General features: G+C 48.5%; 20 protein-coding genes and 1 pseudogene. 8 read left to right on the forward strand and 13 right to left on the reverse strand.

Translation table 11 applies throughout. The features are described from left to right. Window positions 1-14: 14 nt before the first annotated feature. The 7 genes from AC5SLM_RS04070 to AC5SLM_RS04100 all read right to left on the reverse strand — a co-directional run bounded on the left by AC5SLM_RS04070 (window position 15) and on the right by AC5SLM_RS04100 (window position 4,867). Window positions 15-557: a class I SAM-dependent methyltransferase gene (locus tag AC5SLM_RS04070; protein ID WP_495249655.1), complete on the reverse strand. Its 543-nt coding sequence runs from the start codon at window positions 555-557 to the stop codon at window positions 15-17. Window positions 558-658: 101 nt separating this feature from the next. Further along, window positions 659-1,630 (reverse strand): calcium/sodium antiporter, encoded by a 972-nt coding sequence (locus AC5SLM_RS04075; protein ID WP_495249656.1) that lies wholly within the window; start codon window positions 1,628-1,630, stop codon window positions 659-661. A gap of 33 nt (window positions 1,631-1,663) precedes the next feature. Then, a complete protein-coding gene (locus AC5SLM_RS04080) occupies window positions 1,664-2,431 on the reverse strand; it encodes an arsenite methyltransferase (RefSeq protein WP_495249657.1) in 768 nt (255 codons plus the stop codon). A 62-nt stretch (window positions 2,432-2,493) separates the two neighbouring features. Continuing rightward, entirely contained in the window at window positions 2,494-3,054 is a 561-nt protein-coding gene (locus tag AC5SLM_RS04085; protein WP_495249658.1) for a sigma-70 family RNA polymerase sigma factor, read from the reverse strand. Further along, complete coding sequence (locus AC5SLM_RS04090) at window positions 3,032-4,024, reverse strand: adenosine deaminase (RefSeq protein ID WP_495249659.1); 993 nt, start codon at window positions 4,022-4,024, stop codon at window positions 3,032-3,034. Before AC5SLM_RS04090 ends, AC5SLM_RS04085 begins: the two co-directional genes overlap by 23 nt. Before the next feature lie 202 nt (window positions 4,025-4,226). Next, window positions 4,227-4,628 carry a type II toxin-antitoxin system VapC family toxin gene (locus tag AC5SLM_RS04095; RefSeq protein WP_495249660.1) on the reverse strand — a complete coding sequence of 134 codons (402 nt, stop codon included), beginning with the start codon at window positions 4,626-4,628 and terminating at the stop codon, window positions 4,227-4,229. Next, on the reverse strand, window positions 4,625-4,867 hold the full coding sequence (locus AC5SLM_RS04100) for a type II toxin-antitoxin system Phd/YefM family antitoxin (RefSeq protein WP_495249661.1): 243 nt from the start codon (window positions 4,865-4,867) through the stop codon (window positions 4,625-4,627). Before AC5SLM_RS04100 ends, AC5SLM_RS04095 begins: the two co-directional genes overlap by 4 nt. Window positions 4,868-5,056: 189 nt before the next feature. Here AC5SLM_RS04100 and AC5SLM_RS04105 point away from each other — a divergent pair, with 189 nt between their 5' ends. Next, a complete protein-coding gene (locus AC5SLM_RS04105) occupies window positions 5,057-6,352 on the forward strand; it encodes an EAL domain-containing protein (protein ID WP_495249662.1) in 1,296 nt (431 codons plus the stop codon). 21 nt (window positions 6,353-6,373) lie between these two features. Here AC5SLM_RS04105 and AC5SLM_RS04110 read toward each other — a convergent pair whose 3' ends face one another. Then, window positions 6,374-6,865, reverse strand: a complete 492-nt coding sequence (locus tag AC5SLM_RS04110; RefSeq protein ID WP_495249663.1) for a hypothetical protein — start codon at window positions 6,863-6,865, stop codon at window positions 6,374-6,376. Between the two features lie 9 nt (window positions 6,866-6,874). Then, window positions 6,875-7,450 (reverse strand): cupin domain-containing protein, encoded by a 576-nt coding sequence (locus tag AC5SLM_RS04115; protein WP_495249664.1) that lies wholly within the window; start codon window positions 7,448-7,450, stop codon window positions 6,875-6,877. 291 nt (window positions 7,451-7,741) lie between these two features. Here AC5SLM_RS04115 and AC5SLM_RS04120 point away from each other — a divergent pair, with 291 nt between their 5' ends. After that, window positions 7,742-8,848 (forward strand): NAD(P)/FAD-dependent oxidoreductase, encoded by a 1,107-nt coding sequence (locus tag AC5SLM_RS04120; RefSeq protein WP_495249665.1) that lies wholly within the window; start codon window positions 7,742-7,744, stop codon window positions 8,846-8,848. Window positions 8,849-8,861: 13 nt separating this feature from the next. Beyond that, window positions 8,862-9,968: an alanine dehydrogenase gene (gene ald, locus AC5SLM_RS04125; RefSeq protein ID WP_495249666.1), complete on the forward strand. Its 1,107-nt coding sequence runs from the start codon at window positions 8,862-8,864 to the stop codon at window positions 9,966-9,968. A gap of 33 nt (window positions 9,969-10,001) precedes the next feature. Here ald and AC5SLM_RS04130 read toward each other — a convergent pair. Further along, window positions 10,002-10,682, reverse strand: a pseudogene (locus AC5SLM_RS04130) (methyl-accepting chemotaxis protein); the annotation flags it as partial. A gap of 588 nt (window positions 10,683-11,270) precedes the next feature. On the opposite strand from AC5SLM_RS04130, the gene AC5SLM_RS04135 reads away from it, so the two are divergent. Next, window positions 11,271-11,552 carry a helix-turn-helix domain-containing protein gene (locus AC5SLM_RS04135; protein WP_495249667.1) on the forward strand — a complete coding sequence of 94 codons (282 nt, stop codon included), beginning with the start codon at window positions 11,271-11,273 and terminating at the stop codon, window positions 11,550-11,552. 38 nt (window positions 11,553-11,590) lie between these two features. Here AC5SLM_RS04135 and AC5SLM_RS04140 read toward each other — a convergent pair whose 3' ends face one another. After that, on the reverse strand, window positions 11,591-12,247 hold the full coding sequence (locus AC5SLM_RS04140; protein WP_495249668.1) for a DUF1847 domain-containing protein: 657 nt from the start codon (window positions 12,245-12,247) through the stop codon (window positions 11,591-11,593). Between the two features lie 161 nt (window positions 12,248-12,408). Here AC5SLM_RS04140 and AC5SLM_RS04145 point away from each other — a divergent pair, with 161 nt between their 5' ends. Genes AC5SLM_RS04145 through AC5SLM_RS04155 form a run of 3 tightly spaced genes read left to right on the forward strand, consistent with a single transcriptional unit; the run spans window position 12,409 to window position 15,528 of the window. Beyond that, complete coding sequence (locus AC5SLM_RS04145) at window positions 12,409-13,254, forward strand: phosphate/phosphite/phosphonate ABC transporter substrate-binding protein (protein ID WP_495249669.1); 846 nt, start codon at window positions 12,409-12,411, stop codon at window positions 13,252-13,254. Beyond that, window positions 13,251-14,723, forward strand: coding sequence for a sensor domain-containing diguanylate cyclase (locus AC5SLM_RS04150; protein ID WP_495249670.1), 1,473 nt, complete (start codon window positions 13,251-13,253; stop codon window positions 14,721-14,723). Before AC5SLM_RS04145 ends, AC5SLM_RS04150 begins: the two co-directional genes overlap by 4 nt. Beyond that, window positions 14,713-15,528, forward strand: coding sequence for a phosphate/phosphite/phosphonate ABC transporter substrate-binding protein (locus AC5SLM_RS04155; RefSeq protein ID WP_495249671.1), 816 nt, complete (start codon window positions 14,713-14,715; stop codon window positions 15,526-15,528). The genes AC5SLM_RS04150 and AC5SLM_RS04155 overlap by 11 nt, the downstream gene beginning before the upstream one ends. 17 nt (window positions 15,529-15,545) lie before the next feature. Here the strand turns inward: AC5SLM_RS04155 and AC5SLM_RS04160 are convergent, their stop codons facing one another. Both AC5SLM_RS04160 and AC5SLM_RS04165 read right to left on the reverse strand, forming a co-directional pair. Next, the gene (locus tag AC5SLM_RS04160; RefSeq protein WP_495249672.1) at window positions 15,546-16,028 is read right to left on the reverse strand and encodes a GNAT family N-acetyltransferase; all 483 of its coding nucleotides are present in this window, start codon (window positions 16,026-16,028) and stop codon (window positions 15,546-15,548) included. Between the two features lie 28 nt (window positions 16,029-16,056). Next, window positions 16,057-16,821: a dimethylarginine dimethylaminohydrolase family protein gene (locus tag AC5SLM_RS04165; protein WP_495249673.1), complete on the reverse strand. Its 765-nt coding sequence runs from the start codon at window positions 16,819-16,821 to the stop codon at window positions 16,057-16,059. 107 nt (window positions 16,822-16,928) lie between these two features. Between AC5SLM_RS04165 and mmuM the strand changes: the two genes are divergently transcribed. Then, complete coding sequence (gene mmuM, locus AC5SLM_RS04170) at window positions 16,929-17,855, forward strand: homocysteine S-methyltransferase (protein WP_495249674.1); 927 nt, start codon at window positions 16,929-16,931, stop codon at window positions 17,853-17,855. Window positions 17,856-17,991: the final 136 nt, after the last annotated feature.

Genomic DNA, 17,991 nt, shown 5'->3' on the forward strand with positions numbered 1-17,991 from the left:
TTGTTTTTGATGGGTTATTTTAGCACGGTGGGTTTAAACGTGGTGTATTCAAACAAGATAGCCTCCAAAAACCCTGAGGGCTTTAAGGTTTGCGTCGGGGTGACTCCACGCAAGGCGAAGGTGGCACTCACAAGAACCCCGGGGAAGCCCTTATTGCTCCAATGTTCCCACAAAGATGCCATGCTGCGAGGACACAAATACGCCACGGCAATCTGCTCGTTCGTAAAAGTGTGGGTAAGAAAATTGGCGTTTTTAAACGTGACATTAGGCGTGCGCCAAAGGGCTTGAAGAAGCAAAGAAAAAGCGTACGGCACAAAAGAGCGCTCATACGCCACCACCTGTTTCGTGGGGTTATGCCTAGCGATGCAAAGGGCCAACGTCCCCCAACCGCTTCCAAGTTCTACCACCGTAGAAGCGGGGTGTTTTTTTACCTGTTGGGCAATTTTTCGGGCGGTTTTAGGAAGAGAAGGCATAGGTGAAATACCCAACAAAACACTCCAAAAGACGATAGAACTAAGCGCCCCAAGCAAGCCTAAAAACAGTAAAAATTCTATCACTTGCTTCCTTACATGTAAAGATTTTTTGCATCACCCGCAAGAGAGATTTTAACCCATTGGGACAACGCGTCTCGAAATAGGGCGAGGCAAAAAATCTCCCCCTAAAACGCCCCTATGGAGGCCCCAAGCACAAGATTGTACCCCACATACACGCCAAGCAACAACGCGCCCTCCACACGGCCAATGCGCCCTTGGCGTCCTTTGCGCCCGTAAGCCATGGCAAAAAGCGCAAGGGTAAGGCCCATCATCACCACCCAGTCGCGGCTTAGCACTTCGCTAGCGATGTTTTCCATGGGGTGAATCACCGTCGCGATGCCAATGACAGCAAGGATGTTAAACATGTTTGAGCCTACCACGTTGCCAATAGCCAAGTCGTGTTCCCCTTTTTTAATAGCAACGATAGACGCGGCCAGTTCTGGAAGAGAGGTGCCAAGGGCCACGATAGTCAGACCGATGATTAAATCGCTCACCCCAAAGGCCTCGGCGATACCCACCGCACTCCACACCAATAGCCTCGAACTTGCCACTAACAGCACCAAGCCAAGCACCAACCACACCACACTTGCCCCTAGGGCCATGGCGGGGATTTCTGCTTCGACTCCCGCTGCCAAGGTGTCATTTTTGCCCTTCAGCGCCGCCACTACCGACCATCCAATGAGCCCAAAAAACCCTGCCAACAGCACCAAGCCCTCGCCAAAACTAAGCCCTCCATCAAGCAACAATAAGCCGCTTACAAGACTGATGGCTAAGAGCAAAGGCAACTCTTTTTTAACGATGCTCGAATGCACCGCAATGGGTGCAATCACTGCGGTTAGCCCTAAAATGAGCGCGATGTTAACGATGTTTGACCCAAGGGCGTTGCCCAAAGCCAAAGCGGGGTTGCCCTCAAGGGCCGCCATGGCCGAGACAACCATCTCTGGCGCACTCGTGCCAAACCCCACCACTAAAACGCCAATGAGCAGCATGGGCACGCCCAAATGTTTTGCCGTGGACGCCGCACCTTCGACAAATTTTCCCGCACTCCACACCAGTAGCGCAAACCCTGCCACTAAGCCTAAAAGGTACCACGTCATTTTGCTCGCCTTAGAAGAATTTTGCGCATTATACTACGGTTTTGGCTTCACTCCTTCGATGGTTGCTGAAACCACGTAACCTTCAACGGTGTCTTGGGCAGCGCCAAAGGTATTTTTCTGTTTTGGGGTGATGTGCACCCCTTCAAACCCGCACGATGTGAGCAAATGCTCCATCTCCTCAACCACCAAAGCCCCCGCCATGCAGCCCGTGTACAGCCCAATGTCTTTGGCTAGAGCCTCGGGCAAGGGGGCCAGGGCTACCATGTCTGAGATAGCCAAGCGGCCGCCAGGTTTTAGCACGCGGTACGCTTCTTCAAACACACGGGATTTGTCAGGGGAGAGGTTGATGACGCAGTTGGAAATGATTACATCTACCACGCCATCGGCGATGGGCAAGTTTTCGATTTCCCCTAGGCGAAACTCGACGTTGGTGTAAGCTCCCTTGTGGGCATTTTCACGGGCTTTGGTGAGCATTTGCGGGGTCATGTCCACCCCAATCACGCGTCCTTCTTCGCCCACGTGGTGCGCCGCCAAAAAGGCATCTAGCCCCGCGCCACTGCCCAAATCCACCACCACTTCGCCTTTTTTGAGGCTTGCTATGGCCGTGGGGTTTCCGCATCCTAGCCCTTTGTTGGCCTCTTCTGGCACCAAGGCTAAGGCTGTGGCACTGTACCCTAGCCCCAAACTTTGCGTTTTTGCATCCCCGCAGCAACTGGGCCCACACCCGCAACGCTTGCCCTGGGCAATTTCCCCGTACACCGTACGCACCTCTTCATAAAGCCGCTCTTTACTAACTTCCATCTTTTCTCCTTTGTGAATGCTTTACATGTAAAGACGGAAAAAGAGCAAAAAAGATGCAACGCCTAGCACGCACACGTGCTATCGCAACCCTCTCGCGGGGTAAATCCTGCCACTTTGCCACGCACGTATTCAATCTCACAGCACGCCAATAAGCGCTCTTTGAGTTGTTTTCTACCGCGTAAAATGCGGGATTTGGTGGCAGATAAAGAGAGGTTTAGCTCCTTTGCAATGGCGTTTTGCGAAAGACCCTCTAGCTCATACAAGCGCAAGGCAAGGGCATGATGCTTCGGCAACAAAGCAAGCAGTGGCTCCACGCACGCACTTAATTCTTCCAAGGATTCTTTGCGCACTTCGGGCTGGGCGTGGTCATCGTGAAGGGGCAACGCGGGAGATTTGGCGCGGTAAAAATCTGCAATCGCGTTAGCCGCGATCTTGTACAACCACCCCACCAAACGCTCGGGTGAACGCAGGGTTGCTTCTTTTTCTAAGGCTTTAAGGTAAACCTCTTGCACGATATCTTGGGCAATGTGCTTGTCTTTCACCCGCTTGTACACGTACCCCAAAAGGGCTTTTTGGTGGGCTAAAAATGCTTCTTCCATCTCACAAACCCGCCACGCGCGCAAGGTGGGCTTGCTTCTCTTTTTCGCTTAAAAAAGAGGCGCGAAAACTGTTACATGTAAGGGCTTTTAGTTCTTCCTTGGTTGCTCCCAAATGGGTCACCAAGGCTTCGTAGTTTTCGTTCATATACCCGCCAAAATAGGCCGGGTCATCGGAGTTTACCGTGACGCACACTCCCTCTTTTAGCAAGCGCAAAATGTTGTGCTCTTTCATGCTTGGCACTGTTTTAAGCTTAAGGTTAGAAAGCGGACACACTGTCAAAGGGATGGCGTGCTCACGCAAATAGGCCACCAACGTTGGGTCTTGCTCGCACGCGATACCGTGGTCAATGCGCGTTACATGTAACGTGTTTAGCGCGTCCCAAATGTAACTGCTGTCCCCCTCTTCGCCAGCATGGGCCACAAGGTGCAAATTCTCAGCCTTAGCCTTGGCAAAGACGCGGGCAAATTTCCTAGGTGGGTTACCCACTTCCGCCGAGTCTAATCCCACCCCCACAAACTGCTCACGAAAAGGCAACGCCGCTTCAAAGGTGGCCAGTGCGGCTTCTTCGCTCAGGTCGCGCAAAAAACATAAAATCAACCCTGATGTGATGCCCAGTTCTTTCTCTCCTTGGTGCAACGCCCCCGTGATACCCTCAAACACCGCCTCCAAAGGGATGCCTCTAGCGGTGTGGGTTTGGGGGTCAAAAAAGGGCTCCACATGGCAGACATTTTGCGCATGGGCGCGGGTGAGGTACTCCCATGTCAGCGTGTAAAAATCTTCCGCGTCGCGCAACACGGCCGCCCCTGCATAGTAGAGGTTTAAAAAAGATTGCAAAGAGTCAAACTGGTACGCCGCGCGCGCCGCTTCGACACTTTCATAGGGCGTGGGGATGCCGTGTTTTTGAGCCAAGCGCAACAAGAGTTCGGGTTCTAGAGTGCCTTCAAGATGGACGTGCAGTTCGGCTTTGGGAAGGGCGTGGATGAATGCGTGCATGGAAGGCCTTTTTGGAAAGGAATATTACCACGCCCTATTCACAATAGCAATACCTTTGTTTATATTCCTTCTTTTTCAAATAGCTCATTTAATGCCTTCATCTCATCCACCAAGTCCAAATGCACTTTTTGTAGCGATGGGGCATACTCTTTTAATAAATGCGGCGACTATTTTTTGTTTTTCCACTTCTTTGTCTTGATTTCTATAACACTTTTAGGCCGTGGGCTTTGTATTCTTTAAACTTCCCATCTTGTGAGATAAGGGAAATGTTTTGGCTAATACATTTCCAAATAAGTATCCTATCAAACGGGTCTTTATGGGTTTTAGCCTTAGGAAGTTGGTAAAAATTTGCCATTGTTTGTGCATCGATTTCAAGTATTTCTAAGCCCATTTTTTGCGCCACTTCAGGAAGTATTTCAGGCGAAAGCCCCTCGAGGGCAAGTTTGCCAAGACCATATTTTAAAGCAATCTCCCAAAAGGTCGTTGAGGCAACATACACACGGTGGTTTGGATTTTTCAAAAAGCGCAGGGTAGTTGGTTTTATTTTTCCTGGGTCAAACACAAGCCATAAAAAAATATGCGTATCAATAAGAACTTGCTTCATAGGCCAAGCATCTCCTCATCACTCATTTCAAAATCTTCCGCCATTGTAAAACTTCCTTTGCCTTGATAAAGCCCAAATACGCGCTCTTCTTGTTCATACGCCGTATCATAAGGAATGAGTAAAGCAATTTTTTCATGTTGCTTGCCATAGTGAATGACAAATTTTTCTTTTTTTTCTTTGATGGTTTTGAGCACTTCCGAAAAACGCCCTTTGAGATCTGCGACTTGAATGGACTGCATAGAGACTCCTTTTTTTATTCGTTTAGATTGTACATTTTATATGACATGTTGTCAACCAAATGTCAACTACGAGGCGCTTACATGTAAGCTTAACCTTTGCGCATCATTTTTAATAAATAAGGCACATAATCTCTTTTTTTATGAAGCTTTGTTACAATCTTTGCCAAGATTTTGACACAGGAGTTAATTGTGGAGCAACAGCGTATGCTTGAAGCACGCATTAAGGAGCTTTCTTGCGAACTTGAACTCACCCGAGAAAGGCTCTTGGCCCAGTTTTACATCGACGCACTCACTTCCCTTCCTAACCTCTACAAACTCCGCTTCGACCTTGAAGAAATGAACGATTTTACCCTCATCGTCGTGGACATCGACAACTTCAAACTTCTGAATGATTTTTACGGATTTATCGTGGGAGATTTTGTACTAGAGTCCTTTGCCGCAACCCTCAAAAGTGAATTTGAAGACGCCAAAGTCTACCGCATCGCCGGAGATGAGTTTGCGATTTTGAAAAAAGAAAAGATGAATTTTTACGCCCTAAGAGAGTACTTAGGCGCGTTGATTCAGCGCTTTTCACACCTGCGGTATCAGTACGCCCAAACCGAGATTTTTGTGGATTGCACCTTTTCTTCGTGTGTGAGTTATGAGCAAGATGACATCTTTTCCAAGGTCAACATGGCGCTTAAATACGCCAAAGAAAAACGGCTGAAATTTTGGATTTACGAAGACGTGATGCAGTTATCCAAAGAGTACGAAGCCAACCTCAAATACGCCACCAAAATCCGCAAAGCCATCGTCGAATCTTCGGGCATTGTCCCCTATTTTCAACCCATCGTGGATAACCTCACAGGGAAAATTGTCAAATTTGAAACCCTCTCGCGCCTCATCGACAAAGAAGGCGTCATCCACTCGCCCAACAATTTCATCCCCGTGGCCAAAACCATCAAGGTCTACGACAAAATCACGATGACCATCATCGAAAAAAGCTTTGAAATCTTTACCAAAGACCCTTTTGATTTTAGCGTCAACCTCTCCTTTGAAGACATCATCAACCCGCACATTTCCGAGTTTATCATCACAAAACTCAAAAACTCAACCCTAGGAGAGCGGGTCACGTTTGAGCTCCTTGAATCTGACCAAGTGCATGATTTTGCCGAAGTGGTGCGCTTTTTTAATGAAATCAGACGCCACGGCGCCAAGGTTGCCATCGACGATTTTGGAAGCGGGTTTTCCAACTTTTCGTACATCATCAAGCTCAACCCCGACTTCATCAAAATCGACGGCAGCCTCATCAAAAACATCGACACGGACAAAAACGCGCAAATGATTGTGGAAACGATTGTGGATTTTTCTAAAAAACTTGGCATTCAAACCGTGGCAGAATTTGTCCACTCAAGCACGGTACTCTCGGCGGTAAAGACTCTAGGCATCGACTTTTCCCAAGGCTATTTTATCGACCGCCCTTCACCCCAAACCTTTGCCCAATAACCCTTACATGTAAGGAGTATGCTACGAGTTGGCGTGCTCCACATGTTCTCGCAAAATCAAAATCCACAATTCATACATGTCTTTTTGGTTCGCTTTGGCGATAGCCTTGAAGTTTTCGTCAAGGTCTTTCACGTGAATATGACGAACGCGTAAGCTCTCTTGCAACCGCGCACCGTCCATGTTAAAAAGGGTGCACATCTCCCGCAAGGATTTTTGCTTGAGCTGTTCGATTAAAAAGCCCCGATTGTCGTGGTGTTTGATGTCCTGACCTTTTAACATCGCTCTAAATTCATCCCGCATTTTTCGTATCTTGCATGCGTTAAGCCAAGTGTGTACTCCGATGAGCACCAACAAACCTACTGCGGCCATGTGGTGTAACATCAAATTCCAAAAAGGAACCTCTTCTTGGTGAAACCCAAATCCCGTACCGTACAAAACGACCAAAATGAGCATTAAGACGAACAAGGTTCCCGCCAACGGCCCAAAGGATGTTTCTCGCATTTTTTCTAGCATGGTGTTGCCTTAAAACGAGGGTGGTGTAATAGCACTCACATAGGTCGCTACTTGGTCGCTTTTGTTTTCTATCTTATGGGGCACAAAAGGGTCAAACCGGATGCAATCCCCCGCATACAGCGTAAACGCCTTTTCCCCAAGGGTCACTTCAATCACCCCCTCAAGCACATAATCGCACTCTTCGCCCCCGCGGGTGTGGGGTAGGATTTCTTCCGTGACGCGGCCAGGCTGCAAGGTTACCAAAACAAATTCGATACTCCCTTGCAAGTTGGGTGTAAGCAGTTGACAGGAGTAAAGCGGGTCAGGGAAAGAGATGGTCTTGCGGGCATTTTTGCGCACAATAAGGGCCGCTTCATCGCTGGGTGCCACAGGGCTTTCTTCATCGGCAAAGAGTTGAGCAAGGGTTACATCAAGCACTTTAGCGATGCGCCGCAAAGTTTCCACCGAGCCTTGCGTGGAACCGTTTTCAAGCTGAGAGAGCATCCCATAGGAGATGCCCGCTTGTGTGGCAAGGTCTTTGGCACTCATGTTTTGCGCCAAGCGCAACGTTTTGACGGTCTTGCCTACGCTAAACTCTTCTTCCATCCCACTTTCTCCTTGATAACGCTTTTAGAGCAAAGCTCCAAAAGCTACGCTAACGCTAAGTTCTCCTCAGCGGAGGGCTCGCGCACCTTTGGTGCTTCGAGTTCTTAAAAGGCTATTACTGTAGATATTGTAACGCCTTTGGGCTTTAGACTCCATGAAAAAATATTTAATGTAAGTAACATACTCATCAACAAAACTAAATTTATTTTAGTGTGATTAAAATTTTAGCAGTCATCCCCCTGTTTTTTTGCTATACTTTTTTTGTGAATTACAGCCGTAAGGACACCAACAATGCAACACTCTCTTGTCATTATCGGAGGCGGGTATGGGGGAACAACCCTTGTGTTTCAGCTTGCACGCATCCCTAATCTTCGCATTACGCTCATCGATGCCTCGCCTGTGCATCTTGCCCAAGCCAAACTCCACCGCTACTTGGCAGGCGATTTGCCATTCGAGGAAGTAGCCTACGATTTGGGGCGTTTTTGCACCAAATACGGGGCAAGTTTTGCACAAGGGCGTGTCACACACGTAGACCCTCTTGCCAAACACGTCTACACCGAAAACGAAACCTTCTCTTATGACACCTTGGTGGTTGCCACAGGATGCACCTCGTTTTTCCCCAAACAAATCGAAAACATCCACGCCCACACCATCGATGTCAAGCTTCCAAGCCACTTGCAAGAAGCCAAAAAACGCACCGAAGCGCTTTTTGAAGACAGGGGACGTGAACACACCATCGCCATTGTTGGCGGCGGGCTTAGCGGGGCGGAAATTGCCCTAGAGTTGGCCCAAAAAGCCAAGCAATTCCCCCATGTACGCATCGCGCTAGTGGAACAAAAACCCACCCCGCTTCCGGGCATGGACATCCACCTCACCACAGCCGCCCTTAAAGCTTGCGAAACCTTGCGTGTTAAACGTTACCACGGAGCCTTTGTAACCGCTGCTGGCGACAAAGCGTTGCACTTAAGCGATGGCAGGGAAGTTCCTTTTTCCTTGGCCCTTTTTGTCATCGGCGTAAGCCCAACCCTTCCCGCCTTTACACCACCCCTGCCTCTCACACCCCAAGGGCTTGTGGAAACGGATGCCCACTGCCGCGTGCGCGGACTTGAAGGGGTCTTTGCCCTTGGGGACATCGTGTGTTCGTACGACAACAAAGGCAACCAGAACCTTCCCACGGCCCAAGTCGCTAAACAGCAGGCCAAGCACGTTGCCAAAACTCTCAAAGCCTTGTTGGCTAAACGCGCCTTGCCGCGCCCACAAGCTGTTATCAACAAAGGGGTCTTAGTTGACCTTGGAGGAAAAAATGCCGCGGGGCTTTCCTTTGGGGTACCCCTTCATGGAAAAACCGCCTACCTTGTCAAGCGCCTTGTGTGCCGCTTGCACACACGCATCTTTTAAACAGGAGTCTCTTATGGTTATCGGTCTAGTCAAAGAAATTAAAGTTCATGAATACCGCGTTGGGCTTACGCCTGAAAATGTTGCCACCTACGTTGCCCACGGGCATACGCTCATCGTCGAAAAGGGTGCGGGAGAGGGTGCTGGGTTTGAAGATAGTGCTTACGAAGCCGCAGGTGCGCGCATCGAAGCGGACAAACAAGCCCTTTTTGATGCGTCGGATATGATTGTCAAAGTCAAAGAACCCTTGCCTGAGGAGTACGGTTACTTCAAAAAAGGCCAGATTCTCTTCACCTATTTGCACCTTGCGGCCGACCCCGCCCAAGCTAAAGCCTTGATGGAAAAAGGGGTTAGTGCCGTAGCGTACGAGACCATCACCGACCGCAACGGCCATTTGCCATGCCTCACCCCCATGAGTGAAATCGCAGGACGCTTAGCCGTGCAAGAAGGCGCCAAATACTTGGAAAAACCCTTCGGCGGACGCGGTGTGTTGCTCGGTGGCGTACCGGGTGTAAAACGGGGCAATGTGCTCATCATCGGTGGTGGCGTTGTGGGCATGAATGCGTGCAAAATGGCCGTAGGATTGGGTGCAAACGTGACGGTCATGGACATTGCCGCGCCACGTCTTGGGTATTATGATGATATTTTTGGCTCCAAGGTCACAACCCTTTACTCCAACCGTAGCAACCTTGTCGAAGCCCTCAAAGAGGCTGACTTGGTCATCGGTGCGGTGTTGCTACCCGGTGCGAGTGCACCTAAGCTGGTTAAAACTGAAGATTTGAAACACATGAAAAAAGGCGCGGTCATCGTGGACGTAGCCATCGACCAAGGCGGATGTTTTGAATCTTCCAAAGTCACCTACCACGATGCACCCACGTACACCCAAGAAGGCATCGTGCACTACTGCGTGGGCAACATGCCTGGAGCCGTGTCGCTCACCTCAACCATGGCGCTCACTTCAACCACCCTTGGATACGGCCTCTCCATCGCCGACAAAGGATTAGAAGCCGCCCTCAAAGCGGACGCTGGACTTCTCAACGGTCTTAATTGCCACCAAGGCAACTGCACCAACGAAGCCGTCGCTAAAAGCCTCGGACTCGTCTTTACACCCGCGACGTTTTAACGTTTTCCACGCCTAACCCTTTACATGTAAGGGTTAGGCCTCTTCAAGCATAACATCAAGAGTACTAAAAAGCTCTTTGCTTGCGTGTTCGATGTGCGCAAAATGTTTTATCACTACCTCAATATCATCCAAGCACCTTCCGCTTCTAACGCATTCTAGGGCGTCGATTGCATGTTTATGGACTTGGGCATGAGGAGTATCAATTTTTGCAAAACTCGGCGTATGCCCAAACAATTCCCTTCCCTTTGCAACTTTCCATTTTCCAAAACGGCACTGGTGGTGGTCATTTAACACAATTTCTTTGTTGTTAAACACCCCATCGTACGCATTAATTTTGAAAAGCACGTGGTCTAATTTTGCTAAGTTGGAAAAAAGCTTATAAGAGACTTGCTTGGTATCTTGCTTGATGGTGTCGCTGTTACCAATAAGAACGTCTAGCTTTTCACTAAATGCCGAAAGATTCCCAGAAGAGTGAAGGGCTTCTTTTTCAAGTGTTTCACTGTCGCCATGCATGGATGCAGCATTTTGCTTGAGCATATTAATACTCACTTCAACCTCAGAAGTGGCCCGTTGTGTCCGCTCGGCTAGCTTTCGTACCTCATCAGCCACAACGGCGAATCCTCGCCCGTGCTCGCCCGCGCGCGCCGCTTCGATGGCAGCGTTAAGCGCCAAAAGATTAGTTTGGTCAGAAATGTCTTTGATGAGGTTAATGATTTCAGCGATAGAACTTACGCTTTCATTGAGGTTCTCTGAGGTTGTGCGCAAACTGTTTGCCATGGCGATGATGGCTTCTGTATTGAAGATGCTATTGACATTGTGCCGCACATCCACTAACACTTCCTCAAGCTCATCATTAAGACCATTAATTTCATCCATGGCATCGATATTGTGCTCTAAACCGTGTTGAATATGGTGAATATTGGAGATACACCCCTCGGAGAGGTTTTTTGTCAATGCATTTTTGAGTTGATTTTCCAAAATACTTTTCTTGCCCTGCTCAGCACCCTCCTGATACTGCTTGCTTGCCGCCACAATATCCTCTTTTTCTTTCTCTAAGCGTGCCACGTCTTGCTTTAAGTCATGGCATCGTGCCTCCAAAAAAGCTATTCTCTTTCCACCAAACATCCCCTCTCCTTGTCCATATTTTAGATTAGTGCATCAAAAGTAAGTCTTTACAGTATCCTGACACCGATACTTGTGACCAAAATGTAACCAAACTGATAAAATTATCCTATAGGATAAAGATTTTGGGATTGTATAACACTAAAGTTGTATTGAAACTTAACCTATAGGATAGTAAACGTGAAAGATAATTTCAGCAATACAACCGACCATGAAATTCAACTGCTTTATCAAGAAGTCTCCAAGAAGGTAAGGCAACTGCGCCGCAGGGCCAAAATAACACAACTTGAATTATCTCTTGAAATAGGCATCAAATCTGTGGCTTTTTATTCAAATTGTGAAAATAATCGCTATGGGAAACATTTTAATTTAGAGCACATTTACAAAATCGCCAAGAGGCTCAATGTTTCTTTGGCGGATTTTTTTGATGGCTTACTGTTTGAAGAGAAGGGGGTTGTCTAAAAACTTGACCCTTTACATGTAAAGGGTCAGAACTTCTCCTAATACTCTTTTGGACTCAACAGTTTTTTGTAATACGAGCCCGTGGTGTAGAGTGCGGCGACGGGATTGTGGCCTAGCACACGGTCTTTGACCACAAGGTACGTCGTGGTGGCCTTGGCGTATTTGATAAACAGTGAGTCGTGGCCTACGCACAGTCCCATGATGACGTTGAGTTCGGTTTGAGCGGCGTTGAGGTACTGGGCTTGCAAGATGGGATTGCACAAGGGTTCAAAGGTTTCGGGACGGATTTTTTGCGCTTCTTGAAGGCCAATCTCCGTTTTGTCCCGCGAGCCTACCTTACAGATGGCCATGATGGGCGTAAACCCGTGTACTTCTAAAATCTTTGCAAAGGTTTTGGACTCCCCCGCCAATCCTACGCACGAAGCAATGCCCACTTTTTTTGCCCCAAGCCGCCTTGCAAAGGCCAAAATCTCCTCCACGCGTGTCAGGGTTCCGTAGTATTTCCCTTCGATTTCCGCAGCGCTTAGGGCGATGGTGCGGTCGATGCCCTCTTCTTGGTAGTGCGCGAGGGATGCTTCTAGCATCGTCTCATCCATATTGGTCGTGAGGCAAAATTTGGGGTAGTGGCTTTCGTGCTTGTGGCAATTAAGCGTTCCACACTGAACACAGCTAAGGGTTTGTTCTTCCTTTTCCATTGTTTATCCTTTAGAAAATGTTATGAAAATTATAACGCATTAACGGGATAAAACACCGACCCCTTCGTGCCGTTTTTGGTTTTAACATTTTTCTAAAAGAGCTTATGCTAGAGTATCTTCTTTTTTAGAGGGTCACCTAAAACACTTATGATGGACACATGATGCTACGATACAGCAGCTTTTTTCTCCTCTTTCTTGGCTCCCTTATGGCCAAAGAGTACACCTTCGCCATCTACCCTTCCAATGCTCCCACTAAAGTCGTCCAAGCCCTCACTCCGCTCATGGAATACTTGCAAGACCAAACGGGCGAAACCTTTCACTTGATCATCACCAAAGATTACGAAGAAATAGCGACCCGCATCCGCGAAAACAGCGTCGATTTTGCGTGGTTAAACACGAAAAACTATGTGCTACTCCAAGACCAAGTTCCCTCTTTAGCTTACCTTGCCACCTACCAAGAACGCTCCAAAAGTGGCGCCATTACGCCCTATTATCAAGCCTTTATCATTGCACTAAAAGAGGAAAATATCCACACCCTGCACGAAGCAAAAGGGCGCCATTTTGCCTTTACGGACAAAGATTCTACTTCGGGTTACGCCTACCCTATGATGCTCTTTCATGAGCAAGGCATTAATCCTTACACCTTTTTCTCAAAGGTCTTTTTTCTCAAAAAACACGACAACATCCCCCTTGCCCTCATGAACTACTCCATCGACCTTGGAGCTGTTTCGGATGGCACCTATTACACCGCCAAAGAGCACTATGGGGATATTTTTTCCATCGTTGCCATGTCCAAACCCATCCCCCTTGATGCCATTGTTGCCACCCAAAGTGCCCCTTTGGAACTTCAAAAGCGTGTACAACACGCCCTTGAACGCTTAAGCGAAGACGCGCCCGCTATGCTGGCCTTTCGCGAACATTTAGGTTGGGCCAGTGCGGGATTTGTACACCAAGAAGCAGAGTTTTACACCTCTTTTAAACACGCCTTAAAGAACCAAACACCATGAAGCTTTACCACAAAATCCTCACCCTTACCATGTTGCAACTCATCGCTATCTTTGCTTTTGGCATTTACCAAATCCAATCCCTCTACCTTGCCCAAGAAAAAGCCTTTAAACAAAAAACAGTGCTCCAAAGTAAGATGATTTCTGGGCGTCTTGAGGAAGTGTTTGAACACCTGCAAACCTCAGCAACCATCCTTGCAAGCTCCCAAGAGGTTGTCACAGGACTCATTAGCAACGACACCGACATGCTTTACAATTGGAGTAAGCTTTTTCTCACGCCTCCTGTTCAAAAAATCCACTTCATGGACTTAGAAGGTGTTGTTATTAGCCGCGGGGAAGCAGAGTTTCGCTTTGGCGATGAAGTCAAGGGGCGTTCTTATTTCCACCATGCGATGAAAGATGGCTCTTTTTTGGGCATCGACACTATTGATGAAAAAGAGTGTCTTGTTTATGCCAAACAAATTCGCCAATACGGTGAACGGCCCATCGGTGTTATCACCGTGGCTTTAGTCATCAATGAACCCTTTTTAGCGTCACTCTCCAAGGGAACGACCTTAGATATCGCCTACGACTCCTTGCGCCAGTCTATTGCCACTTCAGGAGAAACGCCCCTTGTTCAGACTATCTCCTTTGAAACCATCCCCCAAGATGACAGCATCCAAGAGGCAAAATTCTCCATCGGCCTTACCCATCACGATGAGCTCGCGGTGTTTCAAAAAACGCGTACCAATCTTTTTATAAGCATTGCCTTTGTCTTTTTTATCTTACTGATTGCCTTGCATTTTACACTCCATAAGCACATCAAAGAACACGAACAACTCTCCCAACTTTTGATTGATTTTTACGAAAACCATCTAGACATCAAAACCATGATAACAAATATTCAGCAAGCCCTTACTACATGTACCACCCCTGAGATTAAAAAAATCGCCATGGCTTTGCTCAACATGGGCCAAAAAGTTTCCGACACCCAAGACGCTCTTGAACACCTGAGCACCACTGATGTGCTCACGGGATTGTCCAACCGCCGAAAAATAGAAACGTGCCTGAGTCAAAAACTCAAAGAGGCGCCACGGGGAATACCTTTTTCGCTCATCATGATAGACATTGACCATTTTAAAATGATTAACGACACGTATGGGCATGAAATTGGGGATTATGTGCTCAAAGAAGCGGCAACACTTTTTCAAACACATATTCGCCAAAGCGATATCCTAGGCCGTTGGGGTGGGGAAGAATTTTTACTTATCTTGCCAAAAACCTCACATGAGGGGGCCTCGCGCTTGGCAGAAGAGTTGCGCGCCGCATTAGAACAGCACCGTTTTTCTGCTTACCCCAACCCTATCAGTGCGAGCTTTGGCGTAGCACAATACCGCCCTAACGACACTGCCAACTTGCTCATCAAACGCGCCGACATCGCGCTGTACCGCGCCAAACACAACGGACGAAACGGAGTAGAATATGAAGCTTAGTACCCTCTTGTTTTTAGCATGGTTGAGTGTCGTTGGTGTTGCCAAAGAGACATTGGTCTTTGCTACACACCCCTCCACAAGTCCTCAAGAGCTCAAAGAGCGCTACACCAAACTCCTTGCTCATCTTGAACACGCCCTAGGCAAAGAGATTGTTTTTTTAGTCTCAAACGATTACAATCACCTGACAAGGCTGATTGAACAAGGCAGTGTGGACATTGCCGCCATCGCGCCCAAGTTGTTTGCCTCTTTGCGCACAACAGCCTCCCCTTATCACTACATGGCGACTTTTAAAATCATCGACAACGAAGGCTACAAACAAAGCACTTACCGCAGTCTCATTTTAACGCGTGCCCAAGGGCCTATCCACACCCTTGAAGACCTCAAAGGAAAGGTGTTTGGCTTCACAGATTCTAGCTCCACCTCGGGGTATGCGTACCCGCGTTTTATCCTGCGCCAAGCGGGCATCAACCCCGACACCGCTTTTAGCAATATTTTCATGCTCAAAAAACACACCAAAATCATCAGCGCGCTCTTAGAGGGGTCCATTGACGCGGGGGCAACTTATGAAAACATTGTCACTACCCTTCCTAAGGCAACCCAAGAAAAAATCCGCATTCTTAGCATCAGTGAAGAGATTCCCTACGGGGCTATCCTTGCTTCTGATGCCCTAGATGCCTCCACACGCCAAACCCTTCGCGCAGCATTGTTGGCCTTCGAGTCACCTCAAACTGCCACCAATAGCATTGTTGGTTTTGAAGAAAAACCCCTTGTGCTTTACGACCGCTTATTGTTACTGACAGAATAAATCCTTACATGTAAGGATTATAAAACCTTGTGCATCACATAGGTGTTCACATACCCACGTTTTGCGTGTTTGTACGCTTTTGGGATAGTCCCCACAATGGCAAAACCTAGGGTTTGCCACAAGGCGACGGCCACAGTATTCGTAGAAACCACCGCGTTAAACTGCATGGCTTTATAGCCAAGAGAGCGGCCAATCTCCTGAGAGTGTTCGCACAGCGCCCGCGCCACGCCTTTGCCTCTAGCGTGTGCGCTCACCATGTAGCCGCAATTGCACACATGGCTACTTGGGCCCATGCCGTTGGCTTTGAGGTAGTATGAGCCCAGCACCTCTTCGCCCTCTTTGGCCACAAAACACCGTTGCGGGCTTTCGCACCACAACGCGTACGCTTCCGCATAAGTCATGTTTGGGTCGTAGGCGTACGTTTCTTGCGCTTGAATAATAGCTTCAAATTCCGGCCAAAAACGGCGAAAATCCTCAGGGGTGATGGGGTAAATATCCATAAGTTTCCTTTACATGTAAAAGTTGCGCCTACGCTTCAAACAACACGCTCATGCACGTCAGTCCCGCTTCGGCTTTGACAAACTCGCTGATGTCCACCGCGTCCACCTTGTAGCCAAGGCCCATGACAAGCGCTAGGGTTTGGGGAAAAGAAGCATTCATACACAAGGTCTCACCCACGGGCAAAACATTTGCCCCAAAGGGTTCCTCTTTGGGGACTTCCACAAGCGTAAAGCCCTTTAACACCTCCACATCCACCCACGCGGGATTTACCAATAACGTGTGCTCATCTAGCGCCGTACAGCCTGTTTTAAAATGCAAACATCCTGGCACCCTAACCGCGTTTACCTCGTACCCAAAAGGTGTCACGATGGCCCTAAGGGCTTCAACGCCTTGGGCATTGGTGCGAGGCGAAAGACCCACAAACAGCCGCTTACCGATGCGCAACACATCGCCGCCTTCAAGTTTTGCCGGTTGGGCGATGACCTCCAAAGGGCGAATCGCGCCAAAATACCGCGCCAACACCTCACTCTCTTTACGGCGCGACGCCACGCCCATGGGTGTCACAATCGCCACCTCATCTAACACAAGAATGGGGTCTTCCACAAAGACACTATCAGGAAGCAAAAGGTTCTCTTCTAGTACCACCACTGTGGCTCCATGGCGGGCTAGCATGGCTTGGTACGCGCGGTGTTGTGCAAGGGCAAGGGCCATGTCAATGGGCGTGCTTTCAAGAAAGGTCAATTCGCACGATTGGAGCGCAGGGGAAGGCAGATGGGTAAGAGCGGTTAGCATTGGTATCCTTTACATGTAACGTCATTTACAAAGTCCAAAGTATACCAAACTAACCCGCACCTAAGGCATAACCATTTACAATAAACCTTTTACATGTAAGGAATGTTATGAACCCATTTACTCCTTTTTTAGACCAACAACGCGTGTGTGTTATTGACGGCGGTTTTGGTTCAGAACTCGCCGCCCGCGGGCATGACCTCAACGACCCCTTGTGGTCAGCAAGCTTGCTGCTTCATCACCCAGACGCCATTGCGAACGTACACCGTGATTACCTTGAAGCCAGAGCCGATGTCATCATCACTGCTAGTTACCAAGCCAGCCTTGAGGGGTTTATGGCGCGGGGATTAAGTGCCAAAGAAGCAGGAAAACTCATCCAATCCTCCGTCACCTTAGCCAAGCAAACCCGCGATGCTTTTTGGGAAACGTGCACCGATACCAAACGCCTCAAACCCCTTGTAGCCGCGTCTATCGGGCCTTATGGTGCGTACCTAGCCGATGGGTCAGAATACCGAGGGGATTATGGGGTAAGCGATGAAACCTTGCGCCATTTTCACCGTGAACGCATGCGCCTTTTAGTGGAAGCAGGGCCCGATATTTTGGCTATCGAAACCATCCCTAGCCTCCAAGAAGCCAAGGTTATTGTGGAGGTTTTGCAAGACTTCCCCCACATGGGTGCTTGGGTGAGCTTTAGCGCCAAAGACGGGGCGCATACATGTAGCGGTGAGCACATCCAAACGTGCGCCCAGTGGCTAGACTCACAACTCCAAGTACTCGCCATTGGCATCAACTGCACCGCGCCCGAACACATCAGCGCACTCACCCAACTACTCAAAGAGAGCACCACCAAACCCATCATCCTCTACCCAAACGGCGGGGCACAATACGACGCACTGAGCAAAACATGGCAAGGGCCTGCCTCTTCCCACGCCCATCTGGCACGCTCATGGCACGCTCTGGGCGCTCGCCTCATCGGCGGATGCTGCCAAACCACCCCCAAAGACATCGCTGAGCTTAGCGCTTGGGCGAGAGCTTAACACCGCACTAACCCTCAACAGAATACACTGCCAACCACAGTGTATTCTGTGTTACAAAAATTCTCTAACGAAAATTATTATTATTTATCCTATGCTATTTAATATAAACCTTTAAGTTTAACCTGCTATACTTGCG

The sequence above is a fragment of the Sulfurospirillum sp. HTRB-L1 genome, assembly GCF_059415125.1.

Excerpts from the sequence above, each read along its gene's own strand:
- mmuM (WP_495249674.1), top strand. The coding sequence starts at position 16,929 with ATGAACCCATTTACTCCTTTTTTAGACCAACAACGCGTGTGTGTTATT.
- AC5SLM_RS04075 (WP_495249656.1), bottom strand. The coding sequence starts at position 1,630 with ATGACGTGGTACCTTTTAGGCTTAGTGGCAGGGTTTGCGCTACTGGTG.
- AC5SLM_RS04155 (WP_495249671.1), top strand. The coding sequence starts at position 14,713 with ATGAAGCTTAGTACCCTCTTGTTTTTAGCATGGTTGAGTGTCGTTGGT.
- AC5SLM_RS04100 (WP_495249661.1), bottom strand. The coding sequence starts at position 4,867 with ATGCAGTCCATTCAAGTCGCAGATCTCAAAGGGCGTTTTTCGGAAGTG.
- AC5SLM_RS04120 (WP_495249665.1), top strand. The coding sequence starts at position 7,742 with ATGCAACACTCTCTTGTCATTATCGGAGGCGGGTATGGGGGAACAACC.
- AC5SLM_RS04110 (WP_495249663.1), bottom strand. The coding sequence starts at position 6,865 with ATGCTAGAAAAAATGCGAGAAACATCCTTTGGGCCGTTGGCGGGAACC.
- AC5SLM_RS04160 (WP_495249672.1), bottom strand. The coding sequence starts at position 16,028 with ATGGATATTTACCCCATCACCCCTGAGGATTTTCGCCGTTTTTGGCCG.
- AC5SLM_RS04080 (WP_495249657.1), bottom strand. The coding sequence starts at position 2,431 with ATGGAAGTTAGTAAAGAGCGGCTTTATGAAGAGGTGCGTACGGTGTAC.
- AC5SLM_RS04150 (WP_495249670.1), top strand. The coding sequence starts at position 13,251 with ATGAAGCTTTACCACAAAATCCTCACCCTTACCATGTTGCAACTCATC.
- AC5SLM_RS04145 (WP_495249669.1), top strand. The coding sequence starts at position 12,409 with ATGCTACGATACAGCAGCTTTTTTCTCCTCTTTCTTGGCTCCCTTATG.
- AC5SLM_RS04090 (WP_495249659.1), bottom strand. The coding sequence starts at position 4,024 with ATGCACGCATTCATCCACGCCCTTCCCAAAGCCGAACTGCACGTCCAT.
- AC5SLM_RS04165 (WP_495249673.1), bottom strand. The coding sequence starts at position 16,821 with ATGCTAACCGCTCTTACCCATCTGCCTTCCCCTGCGCTCCAATCGTGC.
- AC5SLM_RS04095 (WP_495249660.1), bottom strand. The coding sequence starts at position 4,628 with ATGAAGCAAGTTCTTATTGATACGCATATTTTTTTATGGCTTGTGTTT.
- AC5SLM_RS04115 (WP_495249664.1), bottom strand. The coding sequence starts at position 7,450 with ATGGAAGAAGAGTTTAGCGTAGGCAAGACCGTCAAAACGTTGCGCTTG.
- AC5SLM_RS04140 (WP_495249668.1), bottom strand. The coding sequence starts at position 12,247 with ATGGAAAAGGAAGAACAAACCCTTAGCTGTGTTCAGTGTGGAACGCTT.
- ald (WP_495249666.1), top strand. The coding sequence starts at position 8,862 with ATGGTTATCGGTCTAGTCAAAGAAATTAAAGTTCATGAATACCGCGTT.